Origin of the sequence: Lentzea sp. NPDC058450 (genome assembly GCF_042721395.1) — a bacterium.
Taxonomy (GTDB): Bacteria; Actinomycetota; Actinomycetes; order Mycobacteriales; family Pseudonocardiaceae; genus Lentzea.
Genome location: NZ_JBHXLO010000004.1, coordinates 348,648 through 371,917, shown reverse-complemented (window position 1 = coordinate 371,917; position 23,270 = coordinate 348,648). Strand labels below are relative to the sequence as shown.

General features: G+C 72.9%; 20 protein-coding genes. 11 read left to right on the top strand and 9 right to left on the bottom strand.

Annotated elements, in window-relative coordinates; genetic code table 11:
• Positions 1-248: 248 nt before the first annotated feature.
• A complete protein-coding gene (locus ACFWNN_RS09790; RefSeq protein WP_382439488.1) occupies positions 249-821 on the bottom strand; it encodes a TetR/AcrR family transcriptional regulator in 573 nt (190 codons plus the stop codon).
• A 91-nt stretch (positions 822-912) separates the two neighbouring features.
• Here ACFWNN_RS09790 and ACFWNN_RS09785 point away from each other — a divergent pair, with 91 nt between their 5' ends.
• Entirely contained in the window at positions 913-1,812 is a 900-nt protein-coding gene (locus ACFWNN_RS09785) for an NmrA family NAD(P)-binding protein (protein ID WP_382439487.1), read from the top strand.
• Positions 1,813-1,851: 39 nt separating this feature from the next.
• Here the strand turns inward: ACFWNN_RS09785 and ACFWNN_RS09780 are convergent, their stop codons facing one another.
• The 4 genes from ACFWNN_RS09780 to ACFWNN_RS09765 are packed head-to-tail and all read right to left on the bottom strand — an operon-like array spanning position 1,852 to position 7,003.
• Positions 1,852-4,371, bottom strand: coding sequence for a CHAT domain-containing protein (locus ACFWNN_RS09780; protein WP_382439486.1), 2,520 nt, complete (start codon positions 4,369-4,371; stop codon positions 1,852-1,854).
• Positions 4,372-4,374: 3 nt separating this feature from the next.
• Positions 4,375-4,809 (bottom strand): hypothetical protein, encoded by a 435-nt coding sequence (locus ACFWNN_RS09775; RefSeq protein WP_382439485.1) that lies wholly within the window; start codon positions 4,807-4,809, stop codon positions 4,375-4,377.
• Positions 4,806-5,387 (bottom strand): RNA polymerase sigma factor, encoded by a 582-nt coding sequence (locus ACFWNN_RS09770; protein ID WP_382439484.1) that lies wholly within the window; start codon positions 5,385-5,387, stop codon positions 4,806-4,808. The genes ACFWNN_RS09775 and ACFWNN_RS09770 overlap by 4 nt, the downstream gene beginning before the upstream one ends.
• Positions 5,388-5,389: 2 nt before the next feature.
• Positions 5,390-7,003 carry a S8 family serine peptidase gene (locus ACFWNN_RS09765; RefSeq protein WP_382439483.1) on the bottom strand — a complete coding sequence of 538 codons (1,614 nt, stop codon included), beginning with the start codon at positions 7,001-7,003 and terminating at the stop codon, positions 5,390-5,392.
• Positions 7,004-7,270: 267 nt separating this feature from the next.
• Here ACFWNN_RS09765 and ACFWNN_RS09760 point away from each other — a divergent pair, with 267 nt between their 5' ends.
• Positions 7,271-7,591: a hypothetical protein gene (locus ACFWNN_RS09760; RefSeq protein WP_382439482.1), complete on the top strand. Its 321-nt coding sequence runs from the start codon at positions 7,271-7,273 to the stop codon at positions 7,589-7,591.
• Between the two features lie 106 nt (positions 7,592-7,697).
• Positions 7,698-8,846, top strand: coding sequence for a PucR family transcriptional regulator (locus ACFWNN_RS09755; RefSeq protein WP_382439481.1), 1,149 nt, complete (start codon positions 7,698-7,700; stop codon positions 8,844-8,846).
• Here ACFWNN_RS09755 and ACFWNN_RS09750 read toward each other — a convergent pair.
• A complete protein-coding gene (locus ACFWNN_RS09750; protein ID WP_382439480.1) occupies positions 8,748-9,857 on the bottom strand; it encodes a LysR family transcriptional regulator in 1,110 nt (369 codons plus the stop codon). The genes ACFWNN_RS09755 and ACFWNN_RS09750 overlap by 99 nt on opposite strands.
• A 168-nt stretch (positions 9,858-10,025) precedes the next feature.
• Here ACFWNN_RS09750 and ACFWNN_RS09745 point away from each other — a divergent pair, with 168 nt between their 5' ends.
• Both ACFWNN_RS09745 and ACFWNN_RS09740 read left to right on the top strand, forming a co-directional pair.
• A complete protein-coding gene (locus ACFWNN_RS09745; protein WP_382439479.1) occupies positions 10,026-11,735 on the top strand; it encodes a PAS domain-containing protein in 1,710 nt (569 codons plus the stop codon).
• 116 nt (positions 11,736-11,851) lie between these two features.
• Positions 11,852-12,268 carry a hypothetical protein gene (locus ACFWNN_RS09740; RefSeq protein ID WP_382439478.1) on the top strand — a complete coding sequence of 139 codons (417 nt, stop codon included), beginning with the start codon at positions 11,852-11,854 and terminating at the stop codon, positions 12,266-12,268.
• 50 nt (positions 12,269-12,318) lie between these two features.
• Here the strand turns inward: ACFWNN_RS09740 and ACFWNN_RS09735 are convergent, their stop codons facing one another.
• The 3 genes from ACFWNN_RS09735 to ACFWNN_RS09725 all read right to left on the bottom strand — a co-directional run bounded on the left by ACFWNN_RS09735 (position 12,319) and on the right by ACFWNN_RS09725 (position 15,085).
• Complete coding sequence (locus tag ACFWNN_RS09735; protein WP_382439477.1) at positions 12,319-12,927, bottom strand: transglycosylase family protein; 609 nt, start codon at positions 12,925-12,927, stop codon at positions 12,319-12,321.
• Between the two features lie 249 nt (positions 12,928-13,176).
• Positions 13,177-14,037 (bottom strand): hypothetical protein, encoded by an 861-nt coding sequence (locus ACFWNN_RS09730; RefSeq protein WP_382439476.1) that lies wholly within the window; start codon positions 14,035-14,037, stop codon positions 13,177-13,179.
• 58 nt (positions 14,038-14,095) lie between these two features.
• Positions 14,096-15,085 carry an ADP-ribosylglycohydrolase family protein gene (locus tag ACFWNN_RS09725; protein ID WP_382439475.1) on the bottom strand — a complete coding sequence of 330 codons (990 nt, stop codon included), beginning with the start codon at positions 15,083-15,085 and terminating at the stop codon, positions 14,096-14,098.
• Between the two features lie 193 nt (positions 15,086-15,278).
• Here ACFWNN_RS09725 and ACFWNN_RS09720 point away from each other — a divergent pair, with 193 nt between their 5' ends.
• Genes ACFWNN_RS09720 through ACFWNN_RS09695 form a run of 6 tightly spaced genes read left to right on the top strand, consistent with a single transcriptional unit; the run spans position 15,279 to position 23,210 of the window.
• Entirely contained in the window at positions 15,279-16,880 is a 1,602-nt protein-coding gene (locus ACFWNN_RS09720; protein ID WP_382439474.1) for a trypsin-like serine peptidase, read from the top strand.
• Positions 16,877-19,024, top strand: coding sequence for a tetratricopeptide repeat protein (locus tag ACFWNN_RS09715; RefSeq protein ID WP_382439473.1), 2,148 nt, complete (start codon positions 16,877-16,879; stop codon positions 19,022-19,024). Before ACFWNN_RS09720 ends, ACFWNN_RS09715 begins: the two co-directional genes overlap by 4 nt.
• Complete coding sequence (locus tag ACFWNN_RS09710; RefSeq protein ID WP_382439472.1) at positions 19,021-20,451, top strand: VWA domain-containing protein; 1,431 nt, start codon at positions 19,021-19,023, stop codon at positions 20,449-20,451. Before ACFWNN_RS09715 ends, ACFWNN_RS09710 begins: the two co-directional genes overlap by 4 nt.
• On the top strand, positions 20,448-21,560 hold the full coding sequence (locus tag ACFWNN_RS09705) for a hypothetical protein (RefSeq protein WP_382439471.1): 1,113 nt from the start codon (positions 20,448-20,450) through the stop codon (positions 21,558-21,560). The genes ACFWNN_RS09710 and ACFWNN_RS09705 overlap by 4 nt, the downstream gene beginning before the upstream one ends.
• On the top strand, positions 21,557-22,843 hold the full coding sequence (locus ACFWNN_RS09700; protein ID WP_382439470.1) for an ABC transporter substrate-binding protein: 1,287 nt from the start codon (positions 21,557-21,559) through the stop codon (positions 22,841-22,843). Before ACFWNN_RS09705 ends, ACFWNN_RS09700 begins: the two co-directional genes overlap by 4 nt.
• Before the next feature lie 10 nt (positions 22,844-22,853).
• Positions 22,854-23,210 (top strand): CU044_2847 family protein, encoded by a 357-nt coding sequence (locus ACFWNN_RS09695; protein ID WP_382439469.1) that lies wholly within the window; start codon positions 22,854-22,856, stop codon positions 23,208-23,210.
• Positions 23,211-23,270 lie beyond the last annotated feature (60 nt).

Sequence of the window (23,270 nt, the reverse complement as noted above, 5' to 3'; positions counted from 1 at the left end):
CCGGCTGGCGTGGGTCCTAGACAAACCACACCCCAACCGGAGGCTCTCCCCACGTCAACACCCATCCACAGCTACCAACGTCCCGGCCAAGTACAACTAGGTGCTGTCCTGCGAGTTCGTCAGGTGAGAGGCGCGGACGAGAGACCCGGTGCCGCCGCAATGCCCTCGTACCAGGCCAGGCGTTGGGGCGGTGCCGCCTCCGGCGCCCTCGCCCGCCACTGTCGCCCGATGAACGTGCAGGACAACGCCTAGGAAGACGGAGTCCCGGCGCACGAACTCGGGGCGATGCCGGTGATCGCCAGGCCCAGGAGCCGTTCGGCGTCGGCGCCCGGATCGCGCTCGGCCAGCAACGAGATGGCGTTCACGAGGGACAGCACGTCCGCGGTCGTGACGTCCGCGCGCACCTGCCCGTCCGACCTGGCCGCGGCGAGCAGGGGCTCGGCCGCCGCCTCCAGGGCGTCGTGGCCGCAGGTGCCCTCGTAGGCCTCGTCGGAGGGCGGGACGAGGGTGATGACCAGGCCCCGGTTCGCCATCGTGTAGCGCAGGACGGCCTGCAGCCAGTGGAAGAGCGCCGGTCCCGGCGGCTGGTCGGCGGCCAGGCGGGCGGCTTCGGCGGCGACGGCGGTGGTGCTGTCCTGGAAGACCGCCTCCACCAGTTCGCGGCGCGAGCGGAAGTGGCGGTGCAGGGTCGCCGAGCCGACGCCAGCGTCCTTCGCGACCGCCTCCAGCGAGGCGTTCACCCCGTGCTGCCCGAACGCGGCCTGAGCAGCCTGAATGATCCGCTCGCGGCTGCGCTGGGCATCGGCGCGCATCGTCTTCATCCACCGCTCCCGCTTGCTAACTGGGGTCAGGCCCCATATCGTAGCAAGCCTTAAACGGGGGCAGACCCCATTTAGCGTGGAGGAGCCGGAGATGACGGACGTGGTGGTCGTGACGGGCGCGACCGGGCAGCAGGGCGGGGCGGTCGCACGGCAGCTCCTGGCCGACGGGGTGCCGGTGCGGGCGTTGGTGCGACAGCCGGAGGCGGCCGCGGCGCGGGCGCTCGCTCGGGCGGGGGCCGAACTCGCCACCGGCGACCTGACCGATCCCGGCTCGCTGGTGGCCGCGTTGCGGGGTGCCAGGGCGGTGTTCTCGGTGCAGACGCCCAGCCTCGCGGACCTCGGGTCGGACGCCGAGCGCGTGATGGGGCTCAACCTGGTCGAGGCCGCACGCCGCGCGGAGGTGCCGCAGTTCGTGCACTCGTCCGTGTCCGGTCTCGGCGACTACCTGCGGGAGGCCGCGGTGGGCACGGCCGCGCACCGGGGCGACCCGCACTACTGGCTGAGCAAGGCGGTGGTGGGGCAGGCGTTGCCGGACAGCGGGTTCGACTCGTGGACCGAGCTGCGACCGGCGTTCTTCGCCTCCAACCTGCGCAGGCCGTCCATCTGGTTCGAGAACATGACCGGTGAGGCGATCGTGACGGCGCTCGACCCGGACAAGCCGATCGCGGTGATCGTCCAGGACGACATCGGCGCCGCCGCCGCGGCCGCGTTCGCCGACCCCGCGCGGTTCCACGGCCACGCCATCGAACTGGCGGGCGAGCTCCTGTCGTTGCGGGAGATGGCCGGTGCGCTGACCGCCGCCGGCGCGCCCGCGCACGTCGAGCACGTCACCGTCGAGCAGGGTGAGGCACGCGGCATGCTGCCCCTGCTCCTCGCCAACCAGCTGGGCATGAACACCACCCCGGTCTCCGCCGACCCGGCGATCGCGGCGCGGTTCGGCATCCCGATGACGTCGTTCGCGGACTGGGCGAAGCAGCAGCCCGCCGCCTGACGAGCGGGACCGCGGTGTGCGACGAGGAACGCCCGGTGTTCAGGAGGAGCCGAAGCACACCAGCGGGATGAGCGGCGACATCGCCAGCGCCTCGGCGAGCGCCCTGGGCGGAGCGGCGCCCCGGCACAGCAGGTCGTGATAGGCGGCCATGACGTCCACGACCGGGTCGTCGGGCACGCGGGCCACCCCGGCCACGACGGTCCGGGTGCCGCCGTAGAGGAACGCCGCGGTGAAGCCGAGCATCTCGTCACCTGCCCGCACGACCGACCGGCCGGTGTCGCAGGAGGACAGCACGACGTGTTCCGGTGCCCGGTCCAGGCCGGCCACGTCGAACGCCATCAGCGGGCCGTCCACGAGGTCGAGGCGCGAGAACAGGTGGTTGCCCGGTTCGTGGTGGCCGTGCGCCGCGAGGTGCACGATGCGCCGGTGGCTCATGGCGGCCAGGGTGGCCTCGACGGTGGCCTCCTGTCCGGTGAGGACGGTGCTGCCGGGCAGCAGGCCGGCGATCTTGCTCACCTCGTCCGCGGCGAAGTCCAGGTCCGGTCCCGCGACGAGAAGTGGTTCCGCCACGAGGTTTCCCGGCCTCGCGAGCCGCCGTCCGCGCCACCACAGCGACGCGGACGGCGCCACGGTCACCGGCCGCCCGCGCAGCTCGTCGAACAGTCCCCACGGCACGGCGGCGAGCGGGCCGGTCGGCACCAGGACGAGCTCGTGGTCGCGGAGCAGGTCCCGCAACGGCGTGAGGACCTCGTCCCGGAGCACGGCGAGCTGGTGCCGGATCGAGCCGTGGACCACGTCGAGCACCGCGGCGGGCAGCCGTCGCCCGCACGCGGCGTCGAGGTCGGTGCGCAGCCGGGCGACCGCCTCGGTGATCGTCGCCAGGTCGCCGAACCTGACCAGCCGCCCGGTGCCGCCGGACACGACCACGGCGTGCAGCACGTCCGCCGCCGTCAGGAAGCTGACCATCACCTCGCCGGTGCGGCAGAGCTCCGCGGCGACGTCGCGGAACGAGACGACGTGCGTCTGCTCGCCGGCGCCGTCGGCCTGCCAGCCGCGGGCGCGGATCTGGTGTTCCAGTTCGGCACAACGGTTCCGGGCGTCCCGGTCGGGCCTGCCCGCCAGCTCGGCGGCCCGCGCGACCACGGCCAGCTGACGCAGCTCCGCGACCGCGTCCGACGTCTCCTGGTCGGCCGCCGGCCGGACCGGGCCCATCAGGAAGGCCTGTGCCCGCGAGCGTTCCGCCCAGTCGAAGACCACCGGTGCGCCGCGGTGCCGCACGGCGGTGCCGAGCCCGACGGCGGCGAGGTCCACACCCAGCGCGCTGGTGCCGGTCCGCAGGTCCAGGCTGCCGAGCCGGCCCCGGTGTTCGCTCAGGGTCGCGAGCCCCTTCCTGGCGTGCCGCAACGTCGCCGGGACGTCGCCCTCGGCGGCGTGCAGCTCCGCCGCGGCGAGGCTGCGCAGCAGGCGGGTCTCCAGGACGGGGAACGCGCTGCGCGGCCCGGCGAGGTGGCGGCGCGCGGCGTCCGTCTGCCCACATCGGACGTGAGCGCGGGCGGCGAGCAGGCGCGCGGACTCCGCGTCGGTGCGCAGGCCCAGCCCCAGGAGCCGGGGCGCGAGCGACGCGGCCCCCTCCGCGATCCGCGCGTGGCCGCGGCCGGAGCGGAGGTCGGCGCGCAACCGCGTCAGCACCGCGACGGCCGCCCAGCCCTCGTCGCCGCGGCGCTGGAAGCAGCGTTCGGCGCGGCGGGCCCACTTCCGCGCGGTGATGACGTCCTGCTGCACCACGGCGGCCTGGGCACGGGCGAGTGCCGCCTCCGCGCGTTCGTAGGTCGGGCGGGCGTGGCCGAGCAGGCGGATGGCCTCGTCGAGCTCGGTGGCCGCCTCCCCCGCGAGGCCGGCCTGCATCAGGGTCCGGGCGCGGTCGATCGCGAGCACCGGCAGCACGTCCGGCGCGTGCTCCTCGAAGACGGGCCGCGCGAGGTCGAACGTCCGCAGCGCGGCCGGGACGTCGCCCATGAGCATCTCGCAGTAGCCGCGGTTGAGCTGCGCCTTGGCGACCACCACGGGCAGGTTCGCGGCACGCGCGATCTCCTCGCAGCGCACCAGGTCCGCCCGGCCGAGCCGGGCCTTGCCCGCGAGGGAGTGCAGCATCGCCCGGTTCAGCAGGTCGGCCGCGAGGTGGTAGTCGTCCTGCGGCCGCCGGTACAGCGGCACGGCCTCGTCGAGGTAGGTGAGGGCCTCGTCCAGGCGTCCGGTGAGGATGCACAGCAGCCCCCGCTGGGACAGCAGGGTGACGCGGTCTTCCTGTGCGACAAGCGGTTCGGCGTCGTCGAGCAGGCGGAAGCCCGTCTCCCGGCGGCCCAGGTGGACCTCGGCCGCCGCCGCGCTGATCAGGATGCGGGCGACGATCGCCTGTCTGTCCCGCTCCCCCGTGCCCGGCCGGCCGAGCAGGCGCAACGCGGCGGTGAAGTGGCGGATGCCGGCGGCGGACCTGCCGGCCGTGACCGCCGCCCGGCCCCGGTCGTGCAGCTCCCGCGCCTTCTCCTCCACGGTCCGCACGGGTCACAACGCGATCGCGGGAGTGGTGACCGTGCCGTTGGCCCGCACCGCGAACTGGGTCAGCGTGCGGGTGACCCCGGCGAACGAGAACCTCCCGTTGCCGTCGGCCTCCGTCGTGCGCACACCGGCCGCGGTCCGCAGCTCCACCGGGCAGCCGCGAGCGGAGGTGATCCAGCCGTCGAGCCGGACCGTGTCACCGGATTCGGCGGTGATGCTCAGCGTGAGCGTCAGGCTCCGGGCCTCGAACGTGATCAGCCGCGCCTCCTCGTCGCCGCGGGCACCGGCCGTGCGGGGATGACGCACCGCCCGGGCGATCTCGTCGTCCGGGGTGGCGAACGCGCAGGCGAACGCGGTGTGGGCGGCCAGCTCCCCCGGCGCCGGGTCCACCTGCTCCCACAGGTCGTGGATCCGCCCGAGGATCTCCCCGTCCGGGCTCACAGGTCACCGCCCGGCCCGGCGGAGGTCGCGGACAACATCCGCCGCAGCCTCGCGAGACATCGCCCCCGCAACGGGCCCACCGACCCGCGCCGCACGCCCAGCGTCTCCGCGATCCGGTCGTAGTCGGGCCGGTGGGTGAACGCGACGATCCGCAGCAGACGTCGGCAGCGTTCCGGCAGGCGACCGACGGCGTGCCACAGCTCGCGGTCCCGCGCGGACGTCAGGGCGACGTCCTCGGGCCCCGCCTCGTGGTCCGGTTCGTCGGGGATCTCGTCGCCGGTCGGAGGCTCGGCCCGCTGCGCCCGGCTGACCCTCCACGCCTCCCGCTTGGCCACCGTGACGAGCCAGCTCACCAACGCCTCCGGGGCGTGGATGTCGTCGAGCCCGCGCAGCAGCAGGAGCCACGTCGTCTGCACGACGTCCCCGCTCGACTCCCGATCCAGCCCTTGTGCCCGTGCGACGTGCCACAGCAGCGGGGTGAGCGCACGAACGGTGGCGTCCAAGCCCGCCTTGTCCCCGGACTGCGCCGCCCTCAGCAGGGCGGCGAGCTCGTCGCGGTCGAGCGAGGTGCCGGGCACGGCTACGAACCCTGGTACTTCTTGATCTGGCGGGCCGCGCGCTTCCTCATCCTGTCCAGCGGGCTCTTCTCGTTCAGGGGAATGCTGTCGCCCAGGCCGCGTGCCACCGCGGCGGCGAACTCGGCGGTCGCGTAGGACGTGCCCGAGGCGATGGCGAACCCGCTGCTGAACTGGTCGGGGTCGGCGGTCCTGCGCTCACCCGACGCCACCGCGCTGTTGGACCCGCGAGATCCTTTCGCGACGGTCGGGAAGGTGCTGAGCACGTTGGCTCCGGTGGCGTAGACGGTGACGTTCGGCCCCGCGTTGCTGAACCACGCCTCGGTCTCGTCGGGGTTGAGCGCGCCCACGCCCATCACCTTCGGCCCGGCCTGCTCGGACGTCAGTTCCGCGGCGAACGCGGCGGGGTGGAACGGCCGGGTCGTGCGGTCGTTGCCCGCCGCGGCCACCAGCAGCACGCCCAGGTCGGTGAGCCTGGTCAGCACCGCGCGGAGGTGCCCCTCCTTCGCCGAGGCCCGGTCCAGGTAGGCGCCCAGCGAGAACGACACGACGTCCACGGTCTCGCGGCGCCGCTCGTCCCCCGCCGGTGCGGCCTGGGCCGCGGTGACCCGCGCGACGAGCAACCACAGCGCCAGCAGCAGATCCGCCTCGTACGCGACGTTGTCGGTGTGCAGCACGCGCAGGGCGAGGACGTCGGCCGCCGGCGCGACCTGGTGGATCAACCCGGCGATGAACGTGAAGTGTCCCGTCGCGCGGCCCAGTTCCTCGGAGAGCGCGTTGGCGTACAACGGAGACTCCCAGAAGTCCTGGAGGACCTGGGTCGGCGTGAGGCCGCTGAGCTTGCCGGCCTGCTGGGCGATCGCCGCCGCCGACGCCGCGTACCCGTGCACGAAACCGTTGCCGGACAACGTCTTCGCGGTGATGCCGAACCAGGGGTGCTGGTTGATCCCGGTGTCCGGCACCGCGATCACGACCCGGCGGTGGCCCGCCGCGAGCTGCGGCCGCACGGGCGGGGCACCGCTGAACGCCACGGGGATCATCGGGTACGGCGCGGCCGCCTCACCGTCACGCAGGTCGTGGGGCACCCAGGTGGGGACACCGCCGTAGTCGGCTCCCGAGAACAGGTGCTCGACCGCGATCGCCCCGACGCCCCGGCCGCCGATCCGGCCTGCCGCCACCCCCGCGCGGATCTGTTCCTGGGCGGTCCACGCGTCCACGACCGCCACCGCGTTCTCGCTGTCGCTCTCGGTCTCGTCGGGTCTCGCGGACAGCACGATCGGCACCGGAACGAGCTGCCGCGTCTCCTCGTCGAGGGCGTCGAACTCCGGCGGCAGGTCCACGCCGGGCAGGTCCTCGCCCTGCCGGATGGTGAGCCCCACGCGCCTCAGCTCGTCGTCGACCTGGCCCCGCGTCGCCCCCTGCTCCAGCACGGACACCGGGACCAGCAGGACGTCCGACCGGTACACGGTGGCGACGGGGCGCGGGGAACCGGGCGCACGCGCCGCCTCGGTGGGGCGCAGGACCTTGGCGCCGTGCTTGTCGAGCAACCACTGCGGCCATTCCGGCAACGGGACGTCGTCGGCCTCGGGGCTCGGCGAGCTGGGAGATCGGACAACCATTTCGACGTTCCTCCTCACCCGGTCTACCAGTACGTCGTTGAGAGGCGGGGAAACGTTGCGAGATCCAGGAAATCAGGTCACAGAGGAATAACGTGGTCCCCGGAATTCCCGGACAGCGCGAATGAACGCGAAATCGTCGATCCACATCGGAATCGTCCGGAGAACGTCCTTCACGCGCGCATGGAACGACCGATCGCCTCGCGACAGGCTCCTGTGGACAGATCACCGGGGGATGCCCTGGTGCGGACCGGACAACAGGAGCAAGCCATGAAGATCGCCGTTTGGGCGCTGGCGGCGGCAGCGGCCACCGCGCTGGTGAGCACGCCGAGCGCGCTCGCCCACGAGACCAGCATCTGCGCCGCCTACGAACAGGTTCCGGCGGGGTACATCGTGTGGTCGATCCAGGCGAACGCCGCCAGCTGCGGGAACACGCACCGGTTGAACATCAAGAACGACGTCCGGCGCGAGGACTCGATGTGCGAGGGCTATCACCCCGTCCCGGCCGGGTACCGGGTGCTCAGCGCCAAGGCGGGCAGCCCGACCTGCGCCTACCGCACGCGGCTGGAGATCTCGAACCGCAACTCCTGAGCCGGGGCGAGGGCGGGGTCGTCACCGGTGACGCCCCCGCTCTCGCTGTGCGTTCACACAGTGCGCTGGGCCGTTCGGACGCGCGCGCTGCACTTCAATGATCGCCGTGAGCAACCAGACGGCGATCCTGCGTCAGCCGCTGCACGCCCGCCTCAGGCAGCACACGGCGCGGTTCGCCACGCTGTGCACCGAGGACATCGTGGCGGCCCTGACCCCGTACGCGGCCCTGCCGCCCGCCGCGATCGAGCACCTGCGCACCGAGACCGCGCTCATCATCAACGGCGTGCTCGACCAGGTGGCGGGCGGCGAACTGTTCCCGGCGACCGAACTGAGGGCGCAGCTCGTCGCCACCGGCGCGCTGCGCGCGAGGCAGGGCATCCCGTTCGCCGCCATCGACAGCACCGTGGACATCAGCTGGATGACGTGCATGCGGGAGGTCCTGGCGGCCACCGAGGCACGTGACCAGCAGTCGCTCACCAGGCTGATGGCCGCGGCCCAGGGCTCGCTGCCGCTGATCCGGTCGGTCAGCATGTCGGGGTTCTACGCGGAGAGCGTCAACCTGCGCGGGACCGCGACGCTCGCGCAGGCGCTGATCAGCGACTCGATCGACCTGCCCGAGGTCAGCCGCACCACCGGAATCCGGTTGTGGGAGACGTACTGCGTGCTCGTCGTCCGCGACACGGGCCGCACGTCCCCGCCGCGGCTCGGCGAGAACGGCGGAGAGCTGTTGCTGACCCACGAGGAGGACAGGATCGTGCTCCTGTCCGGCGCCCGCGCGGTGCCGGCCGACCGCGACCGGCTGCCGGAGAACCTGCTGGAGTGCTGGCACCGGATCAGGCACGCCTGCCCGGCCGCGACGGGCGGCTGGGCGTGGGCGGGGAGTCCGCAGGAGGTGGCCGAGGCGTACCGCATGGCCGCCGGCACCGCCGCACTCGCCTCGCCCGCGTCGTCCCAGCCGCTCCGCCTCGACGACGCCGTGGTCGACCTCGCGCTCTGCCGGGACCCCGAACTGCGCCAGGCCGTGCGGCGGCAGACCCTCGCGCTCGACCCCCACCCCGAGCTGCTGGCCACGCTGGAGACCTTCTACGCCCTGGACATGGACCGCGGCCGCGTCGCCCACGTCCTGCACGTGCACCGCAACACGCTGGACTACCGGCTACGCCGGGTGCGCGAGCTGACCGGGATCAACCCCGTCGGCGTGCACGGCATCCGCACCCTCACCGCGGCGCTCGCCGCCCGCCGCGTGACCGGCTGACCCGCCCGTCACCTCGGACATCGTCCACCTCCGGGGGTGGTCCGCGAACCAGTCCCGCAGGCCCCGGTCGTCCACGGCGCTGCGCCAGAGCGACCCCCGCGCGGCCTCGGCCACGGCCCTGCGCAGGCTCGGCGGCGCCGCGGGCCGCGTCGCCACGACGAGTGTGAGCTCGGGGGCGTTCGAGCACGGCCTGGCGGGCAGGGAGGCCGGCCGGGTCGCCCACGGCGTGACCAGCGCGATCGCCAGGTCCGCCCGCACCACGGCGGCGATCTCCGCGGTGTCGTCGGTCACCGCCCTGATCCGCGGCCGGACTCCGGCCCGTTCGCAGGCGAGGTGGAACGCCTCGCGCAGGTGCCGGTCGGCCGGGCTGACCCAGTGCTCGTCGCCGAGGTCCGCCAGGTCCGCCCCGGACGCCCGCGCGACCGGGTGGTTCGCCGACGCCGCCACCCACATCGGCACCGTCAGCACGGAGAGGCACCTGAGGCCGTCGTCCGGCACCGGCACCACGTCCGCGCACCACACACCGCAGTAGACGTCGAGCTCCCCGGCGGCGACCCTGCGCGCCCCCAGTTCCGGGGAGGTCGCCTCCCAGCGGCACTCCCCGCCCCGGTGCTGCTCGGCGAGATGCCCGGTCAGCGCGACCTGGGGCACCTGGAAGAGGCCGAGCCGCAACGCCGGGGACCGCGCGGGCACCGGCCCGGCGGAGGCGAGCGTCGCCTCGATCGCCTGCATCGCCGCGCTGAGCCGGCCGGCGAGCTCGAGCCCCGCGGCGGTGAGCCGCACCGAACGCGAGGTGCGCACCACGAGCTGCCTGGCGCAGCGCCGTTCGAGCTGGGCGATCTGCCTGCTCACCGTCGGCTGGGAGACGCACAGGCGCTCGGCCGCCCTGGTGAACGAGAGCTCGCGGGCGATCTCGAGGAAGATCCGCAGCGAGGCCCAGTCCTGGTGGGTGACGGGCGTGCCGGGCGCGAGCAGGCCGGACGGCTCTGCGGACGGGTGCGGGCGTTCCACGGCGATGGTCCTCTCCGCGGCCGACTCGACCGCTCGGGACCATCGTGCGGCAGGCCTCGCGCCGGTTCCCCTGGCTGTTTGCCAGTACTTCCGCTGTCCTTTGTCGACTTGCACAGACCACCCGGCCGTGGCGTGTCGAAGCGGCCGGGTGACGGCACACTGATCGGCATGGCGGCCGAGCACTCCCCGTCCGAGGGCCACCTCTCCTCGTGGCTGCTGGAACTGGTGTCACGCGCGCCGCTGGTGCTGGTGGTGCGCGACCCCGTGCGGGACCGATGGGTGTGGGTGTCCCCGTCGCTCGCCCGGCTGACCGGGGTTCCGGCGGAGGACGCGGTCCCGCGCGAGGTCGCGGACGTCGTCGAGCGGTGCGAGGCCGAGGCGGTCGCTCGGAGCGGCACGGCGGTGCCCCTGTCCTGGTCCTCCCCGTGCGCGGACGGCCGGCGCCGGCACTTCGAGGGCGTCAGCGTCGCGTTCCCCACCTGCGACGGCGGCACGCTGGTCGGGTCGGTGGCCATGGAGGTGACCGACCTCGTGGTGGCACGGGGCCAGGCCCAGCACCTGCTCGACCACCTCCCCATCGTCCTGAGCACCACGACGCCGGACGGGAGGCTGCTCACCCTGGACGGCGCGGGCGTCGTCGCCCATCGGGAGGCGGGTGTGCCGCGGCCCGAGCACCTCGACGATCTTCTCGTGGAGGGCGATCCCGCACACGAGGCGGTCTGGCGCGCACACCACGCCGCGTTGCGGGGCAGGACGTCCGTCGGCCGCATCCTCTGGAACGGGCGGTGGATGGAGTCCCGGTACGCCCCGCTGACCGAGGGCGGCGAGATCACCGGCGTGGTGACGATCAGCTTCGACGTCGACGACCAGGTGCGCACCGAGCACGCCGGCAGGCTCAGCGAGGCGCGGTTCGAGACGTTCATGCGGCACTCGCCCGCCGCGGTGGTCACCAAGGACGCCGAGGGCCGCTACCTGTGGGCGAACCAGGCGTACTTCGACACCTACCGCGTGGACCCGCGCGGGTTCGTAGGCAGAACCGTGCACGACCTGACCTGCGCCGAGGTGGCCGACTACGCCACCGGGCTCGACCGGCAGGTCCTGGACACCGGCAGACCGCTGCGGGACACGCACCGGTTCACCCGCGGCGACGGCACCACCGGGGTGGACGTCGGCTTCCGCTTCCCGGTGCCGACGGCCGACGGCGGCACCGAACTCGGCGGTGTGTTCGTCGACGTGACCGAACTGCACGAGGCGCGGGAGAACGCGCAGCAGGCCGAAGCCCGGTACCGCACGTTGTTCGACCGCTCCCCCGTGCCGATGCTCGTCACCGACCGCGCCCGCCTGCTCCTCGACGCCAATCCCGCCTTCGGCCGGCTCGTGGGACGGCGGCTGAGCGCGTTGCGCGGCCTCGACGCCGTCGCGCTGACCGACGACGGGACTCGGCTGAAGGCCGCCTTCGACGGCGCGGGGCTGAGCGGGACGAGGGTCGTGGAACGGTTCCTCACCGGCGCGCGGCAGACCCGCACCGAGTGCGACGTGACGCTGATCGAGGTGCCGGGCACCACCGAGCAGGACTCGACGTTCGTGGTGATCGTCCAGCCCGTCGCGGAGGCGGTGACGGGACACAGCGAGGTGCGCCTGACCGCCCGGGAGGCGACCGTGCTGGAGCTGCGGGCGGCAGGACACCCCATCTCGCACATCGCGTCGCGGACCGGCCTCACCGGCCGGGGCGTCGACTACCACCTCGCCCAGCTCGCGAAGCGGTTCGGCACCACGACCACCGGCCTCGTCGCGCGGGCGTTCCACCTAGGTGTGCTGACCACCGGTTCATGGCCTCCCCGCGCCGGTTCCGCCTTCCTGCGGGAGGAACCGCGATGACGGGCCATGCCTGAACGAATGGACGCCGCCCGCGCCGCACAACTCCACATCGGACGGAGGCTCGCCAGGTCGCACGCTTCAGGTCGACGACGCTCCATCGACCACAGGGAAGAGCGATGCGACTTCACTTTCTCCGGCTCGCCGTGCTCACGGCCACCGTGCTGGCCGGCGCGGGCCTGGCCGGTGCCACCCCCGCGTTCGCGGGCGGCGGCAGCGTTGCCGCACAAGGATGTTCGGCGAGCGTGAGCACCTGGCGCACCCCCGCCGAGAGCGGGCTCACGAACTTCGCCGTGAGCGCGACGGTGAACTGCGGCTTCAATCGCGAGGCTGCGCTGCGGCTCGGGGTCGACTGCGACACCGGGAACTCACCGAGGTTCACGTTCCGCGACGGCTACGGGTCCACCAGGACGTCCGGCACCACCGGGTCGCCCATGATCCCCAGCTCCCGGTGCGACGGACGGGTCCTGATCGGGTACTACGACTACGCGAAGGGCGACTTCGTCTGGAGCCGGCCCTCGTACTTCGCCATCTGAGCCAGGTCCTCCGGGGGTGCGGCGATCCGCACCCCCGGAGGCCCCGCGGGCTACTTGGTCACGATCTTGTCGCCCGGCTTGATCAGGTCCGGGTTGGTGAGGTGGCGGGCGTTCTTCGCCACCAGCGCCTGCCAGCCGCCCTCGACGCGCAGCTCCGCGGCGATGCTGCTCAGCGTGTCACCGGCCTTGATCTCGTAGTCGCCGTCCGGGTTGCTGGTGGACGGCGCGGCCACCGGAACCACCGGCACCGCACGGGCGACGGCCTTGTTCCCGGTCACGCCCTGTCCCTGCCGGACTGGCCGCTGTCCCTGACTGACGGGCTGACCGCCGCCCCCTCGCCGCCCGCACGCGCCCCAGGCCCCCAGGCCCTGCGTCCGCAGCACGTTCTCCGCGACCCGGATCTGCTCCTCGCGGGAAGCCTGGTGGGCGCTTCCGGAACCGCCGTTCGCCTGCCAGGTCGACTGGCTGAACTGAAGTCCGCCGTAATAGCCGTTACCGGTGTTGGTCGACCACCTGCCACCGCTCTCGCACTGCGCGATCCGATCCCAGTCGACCGGTGCCGACGCTGACGCGAGGGCGCCGCCCGTCGCGATGAACGCCGTCGCGGAGAAGGCGACGAGCACGGCACGACCGGTGAAGTTGCCACGGAGATGACGCATGTCCCTTTTCGGGCCCCGTCCTGCTCTCGCCGGCGACGGCGCCTGTCCCACGGGGGCTTGATCCGTGATGTGGACAGGGCCCGCCGCTGGACAGGTGAGCGCACGGCCGGCCCTGGTGGTGCAGCGACCCCGGGGGCCGCAGGCAGGACCGTAAGAACACCCGGCGGGATCCGCACGCCCGGACGCGGACAAGATCACACGATAGGTGGTGATCTTGAGAGGAGAGGTTTCGGGCCGGAACGATCGGAGCTAGACGCGCGTGCTGACAGGCTCCGCCGCAGGCTCCTTCTGCCGGGTGCTCGCCGCGTAGTGGGCGACGGCGATCGCACCGGAGATCGCCAGGACGAACCCGGCCGCCGCGGCGAACACGTACCCGTCGCGGACCGTGTCGCCGAGGTAGACCAGCCCGACGAACGACGACAGCGCCGTGTTGGTGGTGAACATCATCGCGGTGACCCCGGTCGGGCCGCCCTTCTGCAACGCCATCGCGAACAGCACCGCCGCGACCAGTCCGTTCAGGACGATCGCCCAGGTCGCCGGTTCCAGGACGAGCCGCCACACGTCGTCCGGGACGTGCAGCGTCCGCGCCGCGATGCCGACGATGCTGTAGGCGACGCCGGAGCCGAACGCCAGCGCCACCGTCGCCCGGACGGTGTGGTGGCGCCGGGCGTAGACGGCGATCAGCGCCACCGGCACGACTGCGGCCACGAGGATCCACCGCCACTGCGGCGGCAGCGCCTCGGCGCGGCCCGGTTCGGCGGACACGCCCAGCAGCACCAGGCCGCCGGCGCCGACGGCCAGCGCGGCCCAGCCCCGCGTCCGCAGCCGGATGCCCATGAAAGCGCTGATCACCGCGGTGACCCCGACGCTGAACGCGAGCATCGACTGGACGAGGAACAACGGCAGCCGGTGCAGCGCCGCGGACGCGCAGGCGAACCCGACCAGGTTCACCCCCAGGCCGAGGAAGTAGAGCCATTGACGCCAGAGACCGATGAGATCAGACGACCTTCCGCCGTGCGCCCCCGCACGCCGGACCCCCATGGACTCCAGGATCGAGCCACTGCCTGACGCCAGGGTCGCCAGCACAGCAAGGACGTAACCCAGTGCCATGCGCCCATTGTGTCAGCCGTTGATCGTGGTGCTTTCACCTGGATCGGCTGACGCGCCGTCAAGCGCGCTCGGCGCTCAGGGCGGCCAACTGGTCTCCGTACTCGATCCGCGCGACCCACTCCTGCGGCCACGCCTCCAGGCCGTGCGCCGCGCCGGCGAACGCTCCGGCCAGCGCGGCGATCGAGTCCGAGTCACCGCTGGTCCTGGCCGCGCGCACCAGGCACCGCACCGGGTCGTCGGCGTGCCGGACCGCGCAGTACAGGCCCGTCGCCAGCGCCTCCTCGGCGATCCAGCCCTCGCCGGTGGCGAGGCTCGCGTCCCTGCCGTCGTCGGGCCGGGCGAGGACGGCCACCAGGTGCTCCAGGACGGCGGCGCACTCGTCCCAGCCCCTGGCGATGAAGTCGGCGGGCGTGGTCGCTCCCGGTCCCTCCCACAGCGACCCCAGCCAGTCGGCCAGGTAGACCGTGCGCCGTTCGGCACAGCGGGCCAGCAGCGCGGCCGGCACGTCGGCCAGGGCCAGACCGTCCACCAGCAGGCGGGTCGCGCAGGCGGTGAGCTCGGACGCCGCCAGCGCGGTCGGGTGGCCGTGGGTCATGGCGGCCTGCAGCTGGGACACGCCGGCCAGCACGTCCAGGTCCAGGCCGGGGATCAGGCCCACCGGGGTCACGCGCATGTTCGCGCCGCAGCCCTTGGAACCCGCGATGGTCGCCTCGACCCACGGTTGCCCCTCGGCCAGGCCGCCGCACGCGCGCAGGCAGGTCATGCCCGGCGCCCGGTCGTTCTCCGGGCTGTGCGCCCAGGCCACGAACCGCTCCCGCAGGCGAGGTTCGAGGGCTTCGGCGGTGAGGGCCGGCACGTCGTGCAACGCCCACGCCACCGCCAGCGCCATCTGCGTGTCGTCGGTGACCATCGCCGGGTCGCCCGTCAGGTCGTCCGGTCCGGACGGGCCGAACTGCTCCTCGATCTCGGCCACGGTCAGGAACTCCGTCTCCCGTCCCAGCGCGTCGCCGAAAGCCAGCCCGTACAACGATCCCGCGATTCGATTCACGCCCCCACCCTAGCCGCGCGAATCGACGAAATTCCACGCGATTGTTCCAGGAACGGACGACGGCGCCGGGCAACGGATTTCCGAAAACGCGAGACTCGCCCACCGGCAATTCACGATGGTTTCTTTGGTCCATATGAGGGATTGACGACCAACTGGCCCCGAACGAATCAAGATCCGCCGTAGGGTCCGCCGCGTGGTCGATCACATGCCCGACGACGAGCCGTGGCGGGTGCGCGTGCTCGATGCCGACGGCGGGGTTCTCGGTGCGGGCGTGCTGCTCGGGGAGAGTCACGTGCTGACCTGTGCGCACGTGGTGCCCGAGGGCGCCGGCCACGTCTTCGTCGACCGGATGCGCGGGACCCCCGTGCGGGCCGACGTCGTGCCGGATCGTTTCGTGTCCCCGCTGGAAGACCGCAGGGGCGACGTCGCGCTGCTGGATCTCGCCGGGCCGGTGGACGGCGCGGGCGCGACGCTGCGCCGGACCGCGCTGCGCCGGAACCTGGTCGTCCGCACGGTCGGGTTCCCCGGCCCCGTGCACGACGGCGTGGAGGTGCTCGCACGGCTCGCCGGGCGGGGCGGGCCCGGTCACGAGTGGCTGCAACTGAACCGCGACTCCCCCACCGAGTACCCCGTGACCAGCGGGTTCAGCGGCGGGGGCGTCGTGGCCGACGCGGACGGGACGCACGCGGTGATCGGCATCGTGGTCAGCGAGTTCGCCAACGAGCTCGCGCACCTCGCCTGGATGATCCCCGTGGAGACGATCCTGCACCACCTCCCCGGCGTGGCGGAGTGGACCGTCGGGAGCGCGCCGCTCGACGACGGGTTCACCGGCACGCCCGACGCGGGCGTCGAGCAGGTCGGCCTGGCGCGGTCGCTCGCGAGCTGGCTCGACCACCACCACGCCCGCGACGTGGTGATGGTGCTGGTGGGCAGTGACCGCGAGGTGCTGCACCGCGCCGTCGCGCTGTCCGCGGTGGAGTCACGGCCGGAGACCTCGGGCGCGCCGGAGGGGACGGTGCCGGCGGTCGGCAGCGTCGACCTCGCCGTGGACGCGTCCAGCCGGACCGCCGACCAGGTGTCCCAGCGCATCGTCGACCGCGCGGGCCTCGGGCGCGACGAGAGCAGCACCCCGAGCGAACGGGTGCGCGCGGGCACGCCGCCGATGACCGTCGTGGTCGACGGCGTGGACGACGCCGAGGAGCCCGAAGCGTTGCTGCGGGAGGTGCTGCGCCCGCTCGCCGAGCAGGGGTCACGGGTGGTGCTCGGCTTCCGTCGCGAGTCGTCGCCGAGCCTCACCGCGGCCCGGTCGTGGGAGCTCGACGCGATCACCGGGCGGCTGGACCGGCTCGCCGACCGGATCAAGGCGCTCGCCGATCACGAAGCGCTGCTCGACCGGCACCACCGGCCGGTCGCCCAGCGCGCGGTCGGCCTGCGGATGCGGCTGCTCGGGATGCGCGCCGCCGTCGCAAGGTCGGACCCGCACTCGGTCCGGCCGGTGCTCGGGGAGACCGAGGACGCGCTGGCCAGGGCCGAACGGCGCGCCGAGCAGGCGGTCCGGACGCTGGAGGAACTGCTCGTGCGGCGACGCGAGGCGAGCGGGCTGCTCGGCGCCTACCAGGCGAAGGCCGACGACGGCGGGCTCGCGGAGGACATCCGGCTCGCCGGCCTCTACCGCCGGGCGCACGGCCTGCTGACACGGGGACTCGACGACCTGCCCGCCGCCGAGGAGGCGGTCCGCGGCTACGGGACCGAGGTCCGGCGCGCGCTCGGCACCGGGCGAAGGGAGCAGCGATGACGGCGTGCAACCGGCCGGGATGCACCGGCACGGTGCGGGGAACGGGTTTCTGCGGCAAGTGCTGGCGCCGCCCGCTGTCCGCGGCGGAGGTCGCGGAGACGACCGAGGTGGCGGGCACGTCCGTCGTGAGCCAGAGCAACGGCGACCCGCTCGCGTTGCCCGTGTTCGAGTTCCCCGCCCCGTCGAGCCGGATCCTGACCACCACGACCATCCCCGAGGACGACCGCAAGTGCCCCGGCGAGAACTGCGGGGCGCCGGTCGGCCGCAGCCACGCGGGCAGGCCTGCGAAGAGCGAGGGGTTCTGCCCCGAGTGCGGCCACCCGTACTCGTTCCTGCCGAACCTGCACGCGGGCGACGAGGTCGACGGCCACTACGAGGTGATCGGCTACCTCGGCCACGGCGGTGTCGGCTGGGTCTACCTGGCGAAGGACCGGCGCCTGGACGACAACCTGGTCGTCCTCAAAGGACTGATCGACGTCCGCTACGCCGCGCTCGCCGCGGCCGAGCGGCGCGCGCTGACCACGATGGACCACAAGAACATCGTGCGGATCCTCAACTTCGTCACGCACCCCGACGACGCGGGCAGGCCGCGCGAGTACATCGTCATGGAGTACGTCGACGGACTCACCCTCCGCGAGGCCACCAGACTGCGCAGGCTCGGCACCGAGCCGTTGCGGGTCGAGCACGTCATCTTCTGCGTGCTGCAGGTGCTGGAGGCGATGGAGTACCTGCACCGGCGCGGCTACCTCTACTGCGACATGAAGCCGGACAACGTGATCGTCCGGCCGGGCCACCGCGGCGAGGAGGACCGGATCAAGGTCATCGACCTCGGCGCGGTCCGCAGGGCGGACGACCGCGAGAGCGGCCGGATCGGCACGAAGCCGTACGAGGTGAGCGAGGCGGAGATCCACGCGCGCGGCCTGACCGTGCAGTCCGACGTCCACACCGTCGGCGTCACGTTGCAACGGCTGTACAAGGGCACGTCCGACTGGCTGGACGAGGAGACGGGCGCGACCGACGAGCACTTCGCGCTAGGGCTGGAGTCCTTCAAACGGCTGATCGACCGCGCGACGCACGCCGACGCGGACCGGCGGTTCGACTCGGCCGCGCGGATGGCCGAGCAGCTCAAGGGAGTCCGGCGCGAGATCGCGTCACTGCGCGACGGCGTCGCCCGGCCGGAGCCGTCGGCCGTCTTCGAACCCACGGCCGCGCTGCTCGACTCCGGGCTCGGCGCCGTCCCGCCGTTGCACCGGTGGACGCGGCCCGACCTGTACGCCGGAACCGGCGTGCCGCTGCCGGACGGCCGGCCGAGCCCCGCCGAGGCCGCCACCCGGTTACCGGTGCCGCGGGTCGACCCCGGCGACGCCGCCGCCGAGTACCTCGCCGCCACCGGCGCGCCGGATCCGTTGCGACTGCTGGACAAGCTGGAGAACGCGGAGCTGAGCACCGCCGAGATCTGGTTCGCCCGCTGCCGGGCGCAGATCGAGACGGGGCAGCTCGACCTCGCGGCGGAGAGCCTGCGCTCGGCCGAGTGCGCGGCCGGGGACTGGCGGGGCGCGTGGCACCGGGGGCTGCTCGCGCTGGCACGGGGCGAGGTCGGCAAGGCCCGGCTGGAGTTCACCGCGGTGTACGACGCGGTGCCCGGCGAGGAGGCGCCGAAGCTCGCGCTCGGCTTCTGCGCGGAGCACGAGGGGAAGCTCGAACGGGCGCGCCGGCTCTACGAGGCGGTGTGGCGCCGGGACCGGTCGCAGGGCAGCGCCGCGTTCGGGCTGACCAGGATCAGGCTGGCCGAGGGTGACCGGGCGGGCGCGGTGGCCGTGCTCGACGAGGTGCCGAGGGTGTCCCGGCACTACGACGCCGCCGCCGTCGCGGCCGTGATCATCCTTTGTGGACTGCTGAGGTCGGGTTCCCCCACCGACGCCGACCTGAGCGAGGCGATCGCGCGGTTGCCCTCGCTCTACCTCGACACCGACGCGCGCAACCGGCTCGTCACGATCCTGCGCGAGGCCACGCCCGACGGGGACGGAGTGCGGGTGCTGCTCGAACACTCCTACCGAGGTCTGGCGGGCCAGGCGGAGAACGAGGACGAGCACGGCATTCTCATCGATCTGGCCAACACGATTCGCCCGAGGACGTTGTCATGACAGCGGAAGCACAGCCGGCCTTCGGTCTCGCGGTGAGCCAGAACGAGTACCTGTTCGCCGGGGAGACCGAGATGCACGCGGTGCTCACCGTGACGGCGCAGGGCCTCGGCGGCCTGACCGGCGGCGAGGCCCCGGAGGCCGCCGAGGTGATCGCGATCGACTGCTCCGGCTCGATGCACAGCCCGCCGACGAAGCTGCGGGCCGCGCAGGACGCCACGGGTGCGGCGATCGACGCCCTGCGCGACGGGGTCTTCTTCGCGGTGGTGGAGGGCACGCACACGGCGCGCGTGATCTACCCGCACGACGGAGGGCTCGTCGCCGCGAGCCCCGGGACGAGGGTGGGGGCGAAGCGGGCGGTGCGACGCCTGACCGCGAGCGGCGGCACCGCCATGGGGTCGTGGCTGCGGCTGGCGGGCCAGTTGCTGGACGCGCACCCGGCGGCCGTGCGGCACGTCCTGCTCCTGACCGACGGCAAGAACGAGCACGAGACGTCCGCGGACCTCGACGCCGTGCTGGCCGAGTGCGCGGGCCGGTTCGTCTGCGACGCGCGCGGGGTGGGCGACGGCTGGGAACCGGAGGAGCTGCTGCGCATCGTGTCCGCGTTGAACGGCACGGCCGACGCCGTCCGGGAGGAGGCCGAGCTCGCCGAGGACTTCACCGCGATCATGCGCGCCGCGATGCGCAAGGTCGTGCCGGAGCTGCTCATCCGGATCGAGACCCCGCCGTTCGCCCGCGTGCGCTTCCTGCGGCAGACGTTCCCGACCCAGACGGAGCTGACCGGCACCTCCGCGGACGCGCAGACCACCACCTACGCCACGGGTTCGTGGGGTGAGGAGAGCCGGGACTTCCACGTGTGCCTGGACGTGGACCCGACCGGCCTGGACCTGACGGAGTACCAGATCGCCGAGGTCGGCCTGGTGCCCGTCCACGCCGGCGCCGGCCTCCAGACACCCTCGGGCGGCGAGCAGCCGATCATCGCGCAGTGGACGGAGAACACCGTGCTCTCCAGCGTGATGGACTCCAGGGTCGCCCACGCCACGAACCAGGCCGAGCTGGGCCGCGCGGTGATGGCGGGCTGCGAGGCGTACGACGCGGGCAACATCGACCTGGCCGCGCGGGAGTGGGGCAGGGCGGTGGCGCTGGCTTCCGCGCAGCGCAACGAGAAGGTGCTCGCGCGGTTGCACCGGCTGGTCGACGTCGTCGGCGACCCGGCGCGCGGGGAGGTGCGGGTGCGCACCGACCTGCAGCTGCTCGACGTGAAGCTGAGCGAGGTGAGCCGGAGCCACGGCACCCGCGGCCCCGGTGACGGGCAGAAAGCCGCCGCACCGGCCGGTCCCGATCTCACGTGCGAGCACTGCCGGCACGTCTCCCGTGCGGGCGCGAAGTTCTGCGAGGACTGCGGCAGGGCGTTCGAGGTGGGCGCATGACGGCGTCGCGTTCCACGACCCGGCGCAGCCTGCTGCGGCTGCGGGCCGCGCTCCTGGGTGTGACCGTGCTGGTGTTGTTGTCGTCGTGGTACTTCTTCGACACCGTGCACGACACGATCGACACGGTGCGGGACCGCAGCACCCCCGCGTTGATGGAGGCCGCCATCGCGCGGTCCGCGCTCGCCGAGGCGGACTCGCTGGCCATCAGGAGCTTCAGCTCGGGCCAGGCGGAGCTCATCGGGCCGGGCGACCGCTACCAGAACCAGATCGCGGTGGCGAGCCAGAGCATCGCGCAGGTCGCCGAGGACAGCACCCTGGGCGAGGAGGGCAGCAGGCAGCTGCGCGTGGTGGCCGGGCTGGTCGTCGCGTACACGGGGTGGATCGAGCAGGCCGACGCGCACTACCGGCAGGGCGGCGCGGGCAGGTCGCTGGCCGCGGTCGACCTCTGGTACGCGTCCCGGCTGCTGCACGAACCGGAAACCGGTGTGCTGGCGCAGTTCGACAAGCTGGCGCAGGACCAGCACGGGGCGCTCGGCGAGCAGATCTCCGACAGCGCGACGACGTTCTGGCGGGCGGCGCTCGTCGCCGTGCCGATCATCGCGCTGTTCGTGCTCCTCGTGGTGACGCAACGGTTTCTGCGGCGGAGGTTCCGCCGGGCGTGGAACCCGCTCCTGGCGTTCGCCACGGTCGTGCTCGCCGGCTGCGGCGCGATCATCGTGTTCGGCGTCCTCGCGCAACAGCAGGTGGAGACGGCGGCCGCGGAGCTGCGCGAGGTGACGACCACCTGGGACGGCCAGACGTCCGCCACCCGTGCCGCCGCGCAGAACGAGCTGACGACCTTCGTCACGGACCTCTGCCGCTCCGCGGACGGCGGCTGCGGTGACACGGTCGTCCGGTTCGCGAACGAGCTGCGCGAGACGGTTCCGCCGAAGCTGCTGGCGGACAAGGAGCTGACCGACGCGGCCCAGCGCGTCAACGCCTCGGTCGCGAGGGCCGACGACCACGCGGGCCTGGAGACGCTCATCCCGATCGGCGCCGCCCTGATCCTGCTGTCCGTGCTCCGCGGCCTCCATCCGCGCATCCAGGAATACAGGTACGAGAGACGATGATCCGACTGCTGCTCGTGCTGGTCCTGTTGTGCGTTCTGCCCGCCTGCTCCAGCGAGGGTGCCGCGGGCAAGGTCCAGATCATGGCGTCCTGGACCGGCCAGGAGAGGGAGTTCTTCCTCGAGGTCCTGGCGGAGTTCGAGAAGAAGGAGAACATCGACGTCGAGTACGTCGGCACCCGCGCGCTCAGCCAGGTGTTGCAGTCCGAGGTGCGGCAGGGCACTCCCCCGGACATCGCCGTGCTGCCGAGCCCGGGAGAGCTGGCGGCGTACGCGCGTGACGGGTACCTGGTCCCGTTGGAGGGCATCGTCGCGTCCGGCCAGGACGAGTACGGCGCGCAGTGGCTGGAGCTCGAGAAGGTCGGCCTGCCCGGCGGTGGCGAGAAGCGCTTCGCCGTCGCCGTCAAGGCCGACCTGAAGAGCGCGATCTGGTTCAACCCCAGGACTTTTCCCGGTCCCCGGCCGCAGACCGGTGAGGAACTGCTGGCGTGGAGCAGGGACATCGCCGCTGGTGGCCGCACGCCATGGTGCATGGGCCTGGGCGCGACCCCGGACTCCGGCTGGCCCGGCACCGACTGGATCGAGGACGTCCTGCTGCACCAGGCAGGTCCCGACGTCTACCGGCAGTGGGCCGCGAGCAAGCTGCCGTGGACGTCCGACCCGGTGCGCCAGGCCTGGACGACCTGGAGCGAGCTGGCCGGGGGCGACCACGTGCGCGGCGGGCCGAAGTCCGCTCTGCTGACGGACTTCGGCGACGCGGGACGGGCCATGTTCGGCCCGCAGCCGGGCTGCCTGCTCGACCACCAGGCGTCGTTCATCACGGGCGTCTACCGGGGTTACGACACCGCGCCCAAGGCCACGGACGACTTCGACTTCTTCCCGTTCCCCTCCTTCGCCGGGCAACGTCCCGCCTCGGTGGTCTCGGCGGACCTGGCGGCCGTGTTCACCCGCACCCCGCAGGCCGAGAAGCTGATCAGCTACCTCGCGTCCGAGCAGGCGCAACGGATCTGGCCGAGCAAGGGCGGGGCGTTCTCCACCAACCGCAGGGTCGGGTCGTCGGAGCACCGCGACGAGGTCACCAGGAAGGTCGCCGACGTCCTGACGTCCGATCAGACGTTGTGCTTCGACGCGTCGGACCTCATGCCCCCGAAGATGCGCACCGCGTTCTACCGAGCGGTGCTCGAGCACGTCAACGATCCGTCCCAGCTGACCTCGCTGCTGGAGAAGCTGGAGACCGTCCGGGCCGGTGTGCCGGAAGAAGAACGGGTGGAGTTCCCGTGCCGATGAGGAGTGGTACATGACTGAATTCGCGCGCTTCGAGCTGGACGGTGGCGGCTCGGTCGTCGTCGAGGTCGACGAGGAGCCGGGCGTCTCCCGGGCGGCCCGGCCCGGCCGCGTGCTGCGCGACGCCCGCGCGTCGTTCGAGAAGGCGCTGACCGACGTGCGCGACGCCGCCTCGACCGCGCTCGACCAGTTCCGCACGATGTCCCGGCCGCCGGACGAGGTCGAGCTCAAGTTCGGCGTGAAGCTCGACGCGGAGGCGGGGGCGGTCATCGCGAAGACCGGCGTGCAGGGGCAGTTCGAGGTGAAGCTGCGGTGGCGGCGCAACGACCTGCCGATCGAGGAGGAGGTCGTCGAGGAGACCGAGGACTGACACTCCGCCCGCGCAGCCTGTCGGATTTGTCGTTCTTGCGACGTATGCTCCCCCGCGACG

What these genes read in the sequence shown, in the direction of transcription:
- ACFWNN_RS09790 (WP_382439488.1), bottom strand. Translation starts at nt 821, where the DNA reads ATGAAGACGATGCGCGCCGATGCCCAGCGCAGCCGCGAGCGGATCATT.
- ACFWNN_RS09785 (WP_382439487.1), top strand. Translation starts at nt 913, where the DNA reads ATGACGGACGTGGTGGTCGTGACGGGCGCGACCGGGCAGCAGGGCGGG.
- ACFWNN_RS09765 (WP_382439483.1), bottom strand. Translation starts at nt 7,003, where the DNA reads ATGGTTGTCCGATCTCCCAGCTCGCCGAGCCCCGAGGCCGACGACGTC.
- ACFWNN_RS09760 (WP_382439482.1), top strand. Translation starts at nt 7,271, where the DNA reads ATGAAGATCGCCGTTTGGGCGCTGGCGGCGGCAGCGGCCACCGCGCTG.
- ACFWNN_RS09745 (WP_382439479.1), top strand. Translation starts at nt 10,026, where the DNA reads ATGGCGGCCGAGCACTCCCCGTCCGAGGGCCACCTCTCCTCGTGGCTG.
- ACFWNN_RS09740 (WP_382439478.1), top strand. Translation starts at nt 11,852, where the DNA reads ATGCGACTTCACTTTCTCCGGCTCGCCGTGCTCACGGCCACCGTGCTG.
- ACFWNN_RS09735 (WP_382439477.1), bottom strand. Translation starts at nt 12,927, where the DNA reads ATGCGTCATCTCCGTGGCAACTTCACCGGTCGTGCCGTGCTCGTCGCC.
- ACFWNN_RS09730 (WP_382439476.1), bottom strand. Translation starts at nt 14,037, where the DNA reads ATGGCACTGGGTTACGTCCTTGCTGTGCTGGCGACCCTGGCGTCAGGC.
- ACFWNN_RS09715 (WP_382439473.1), top strand. Translation starts at nt 16,877, where the DNA reads ATGACGGCGTGCAACCGGCCGGGATGCACCGGCACGGTGCGGGGAACG.
- ACFWNN_RS09710 (WP_382439472.1), top strand. Translation starts at nt 19,021, where the DNA reads ATGACAGCGGAAGCACAGCCGGCCTTCGGTCTCGCGGTGAGCCAGAAC.
- ACFWNN_RS09705 (WP_382439471.1), top strand. Translation starts at nt 20,448, where the DNA reads ATGACGGCGTCGCGTTCCACGACCCGGCGCAGCCTGCTGCGGCTGCGG.
- ACFWNN_RS09700 (WP_382439470.1), top strand. Translation starts at nt 21,557, where the DNA reads ATGATCCGACTGCTGCTCGTGCTGGTCCTGTTGTGCGTTCTGCCCGCC.
- ACFWNN_RS09695 (WP_382439469.1), top strand. Translation starts at nt 22,854, where the DNA reads ATGACTGAATTCGCGCGCTTCGAGCTGGACGGTGGCGGCTCGGTCGTC.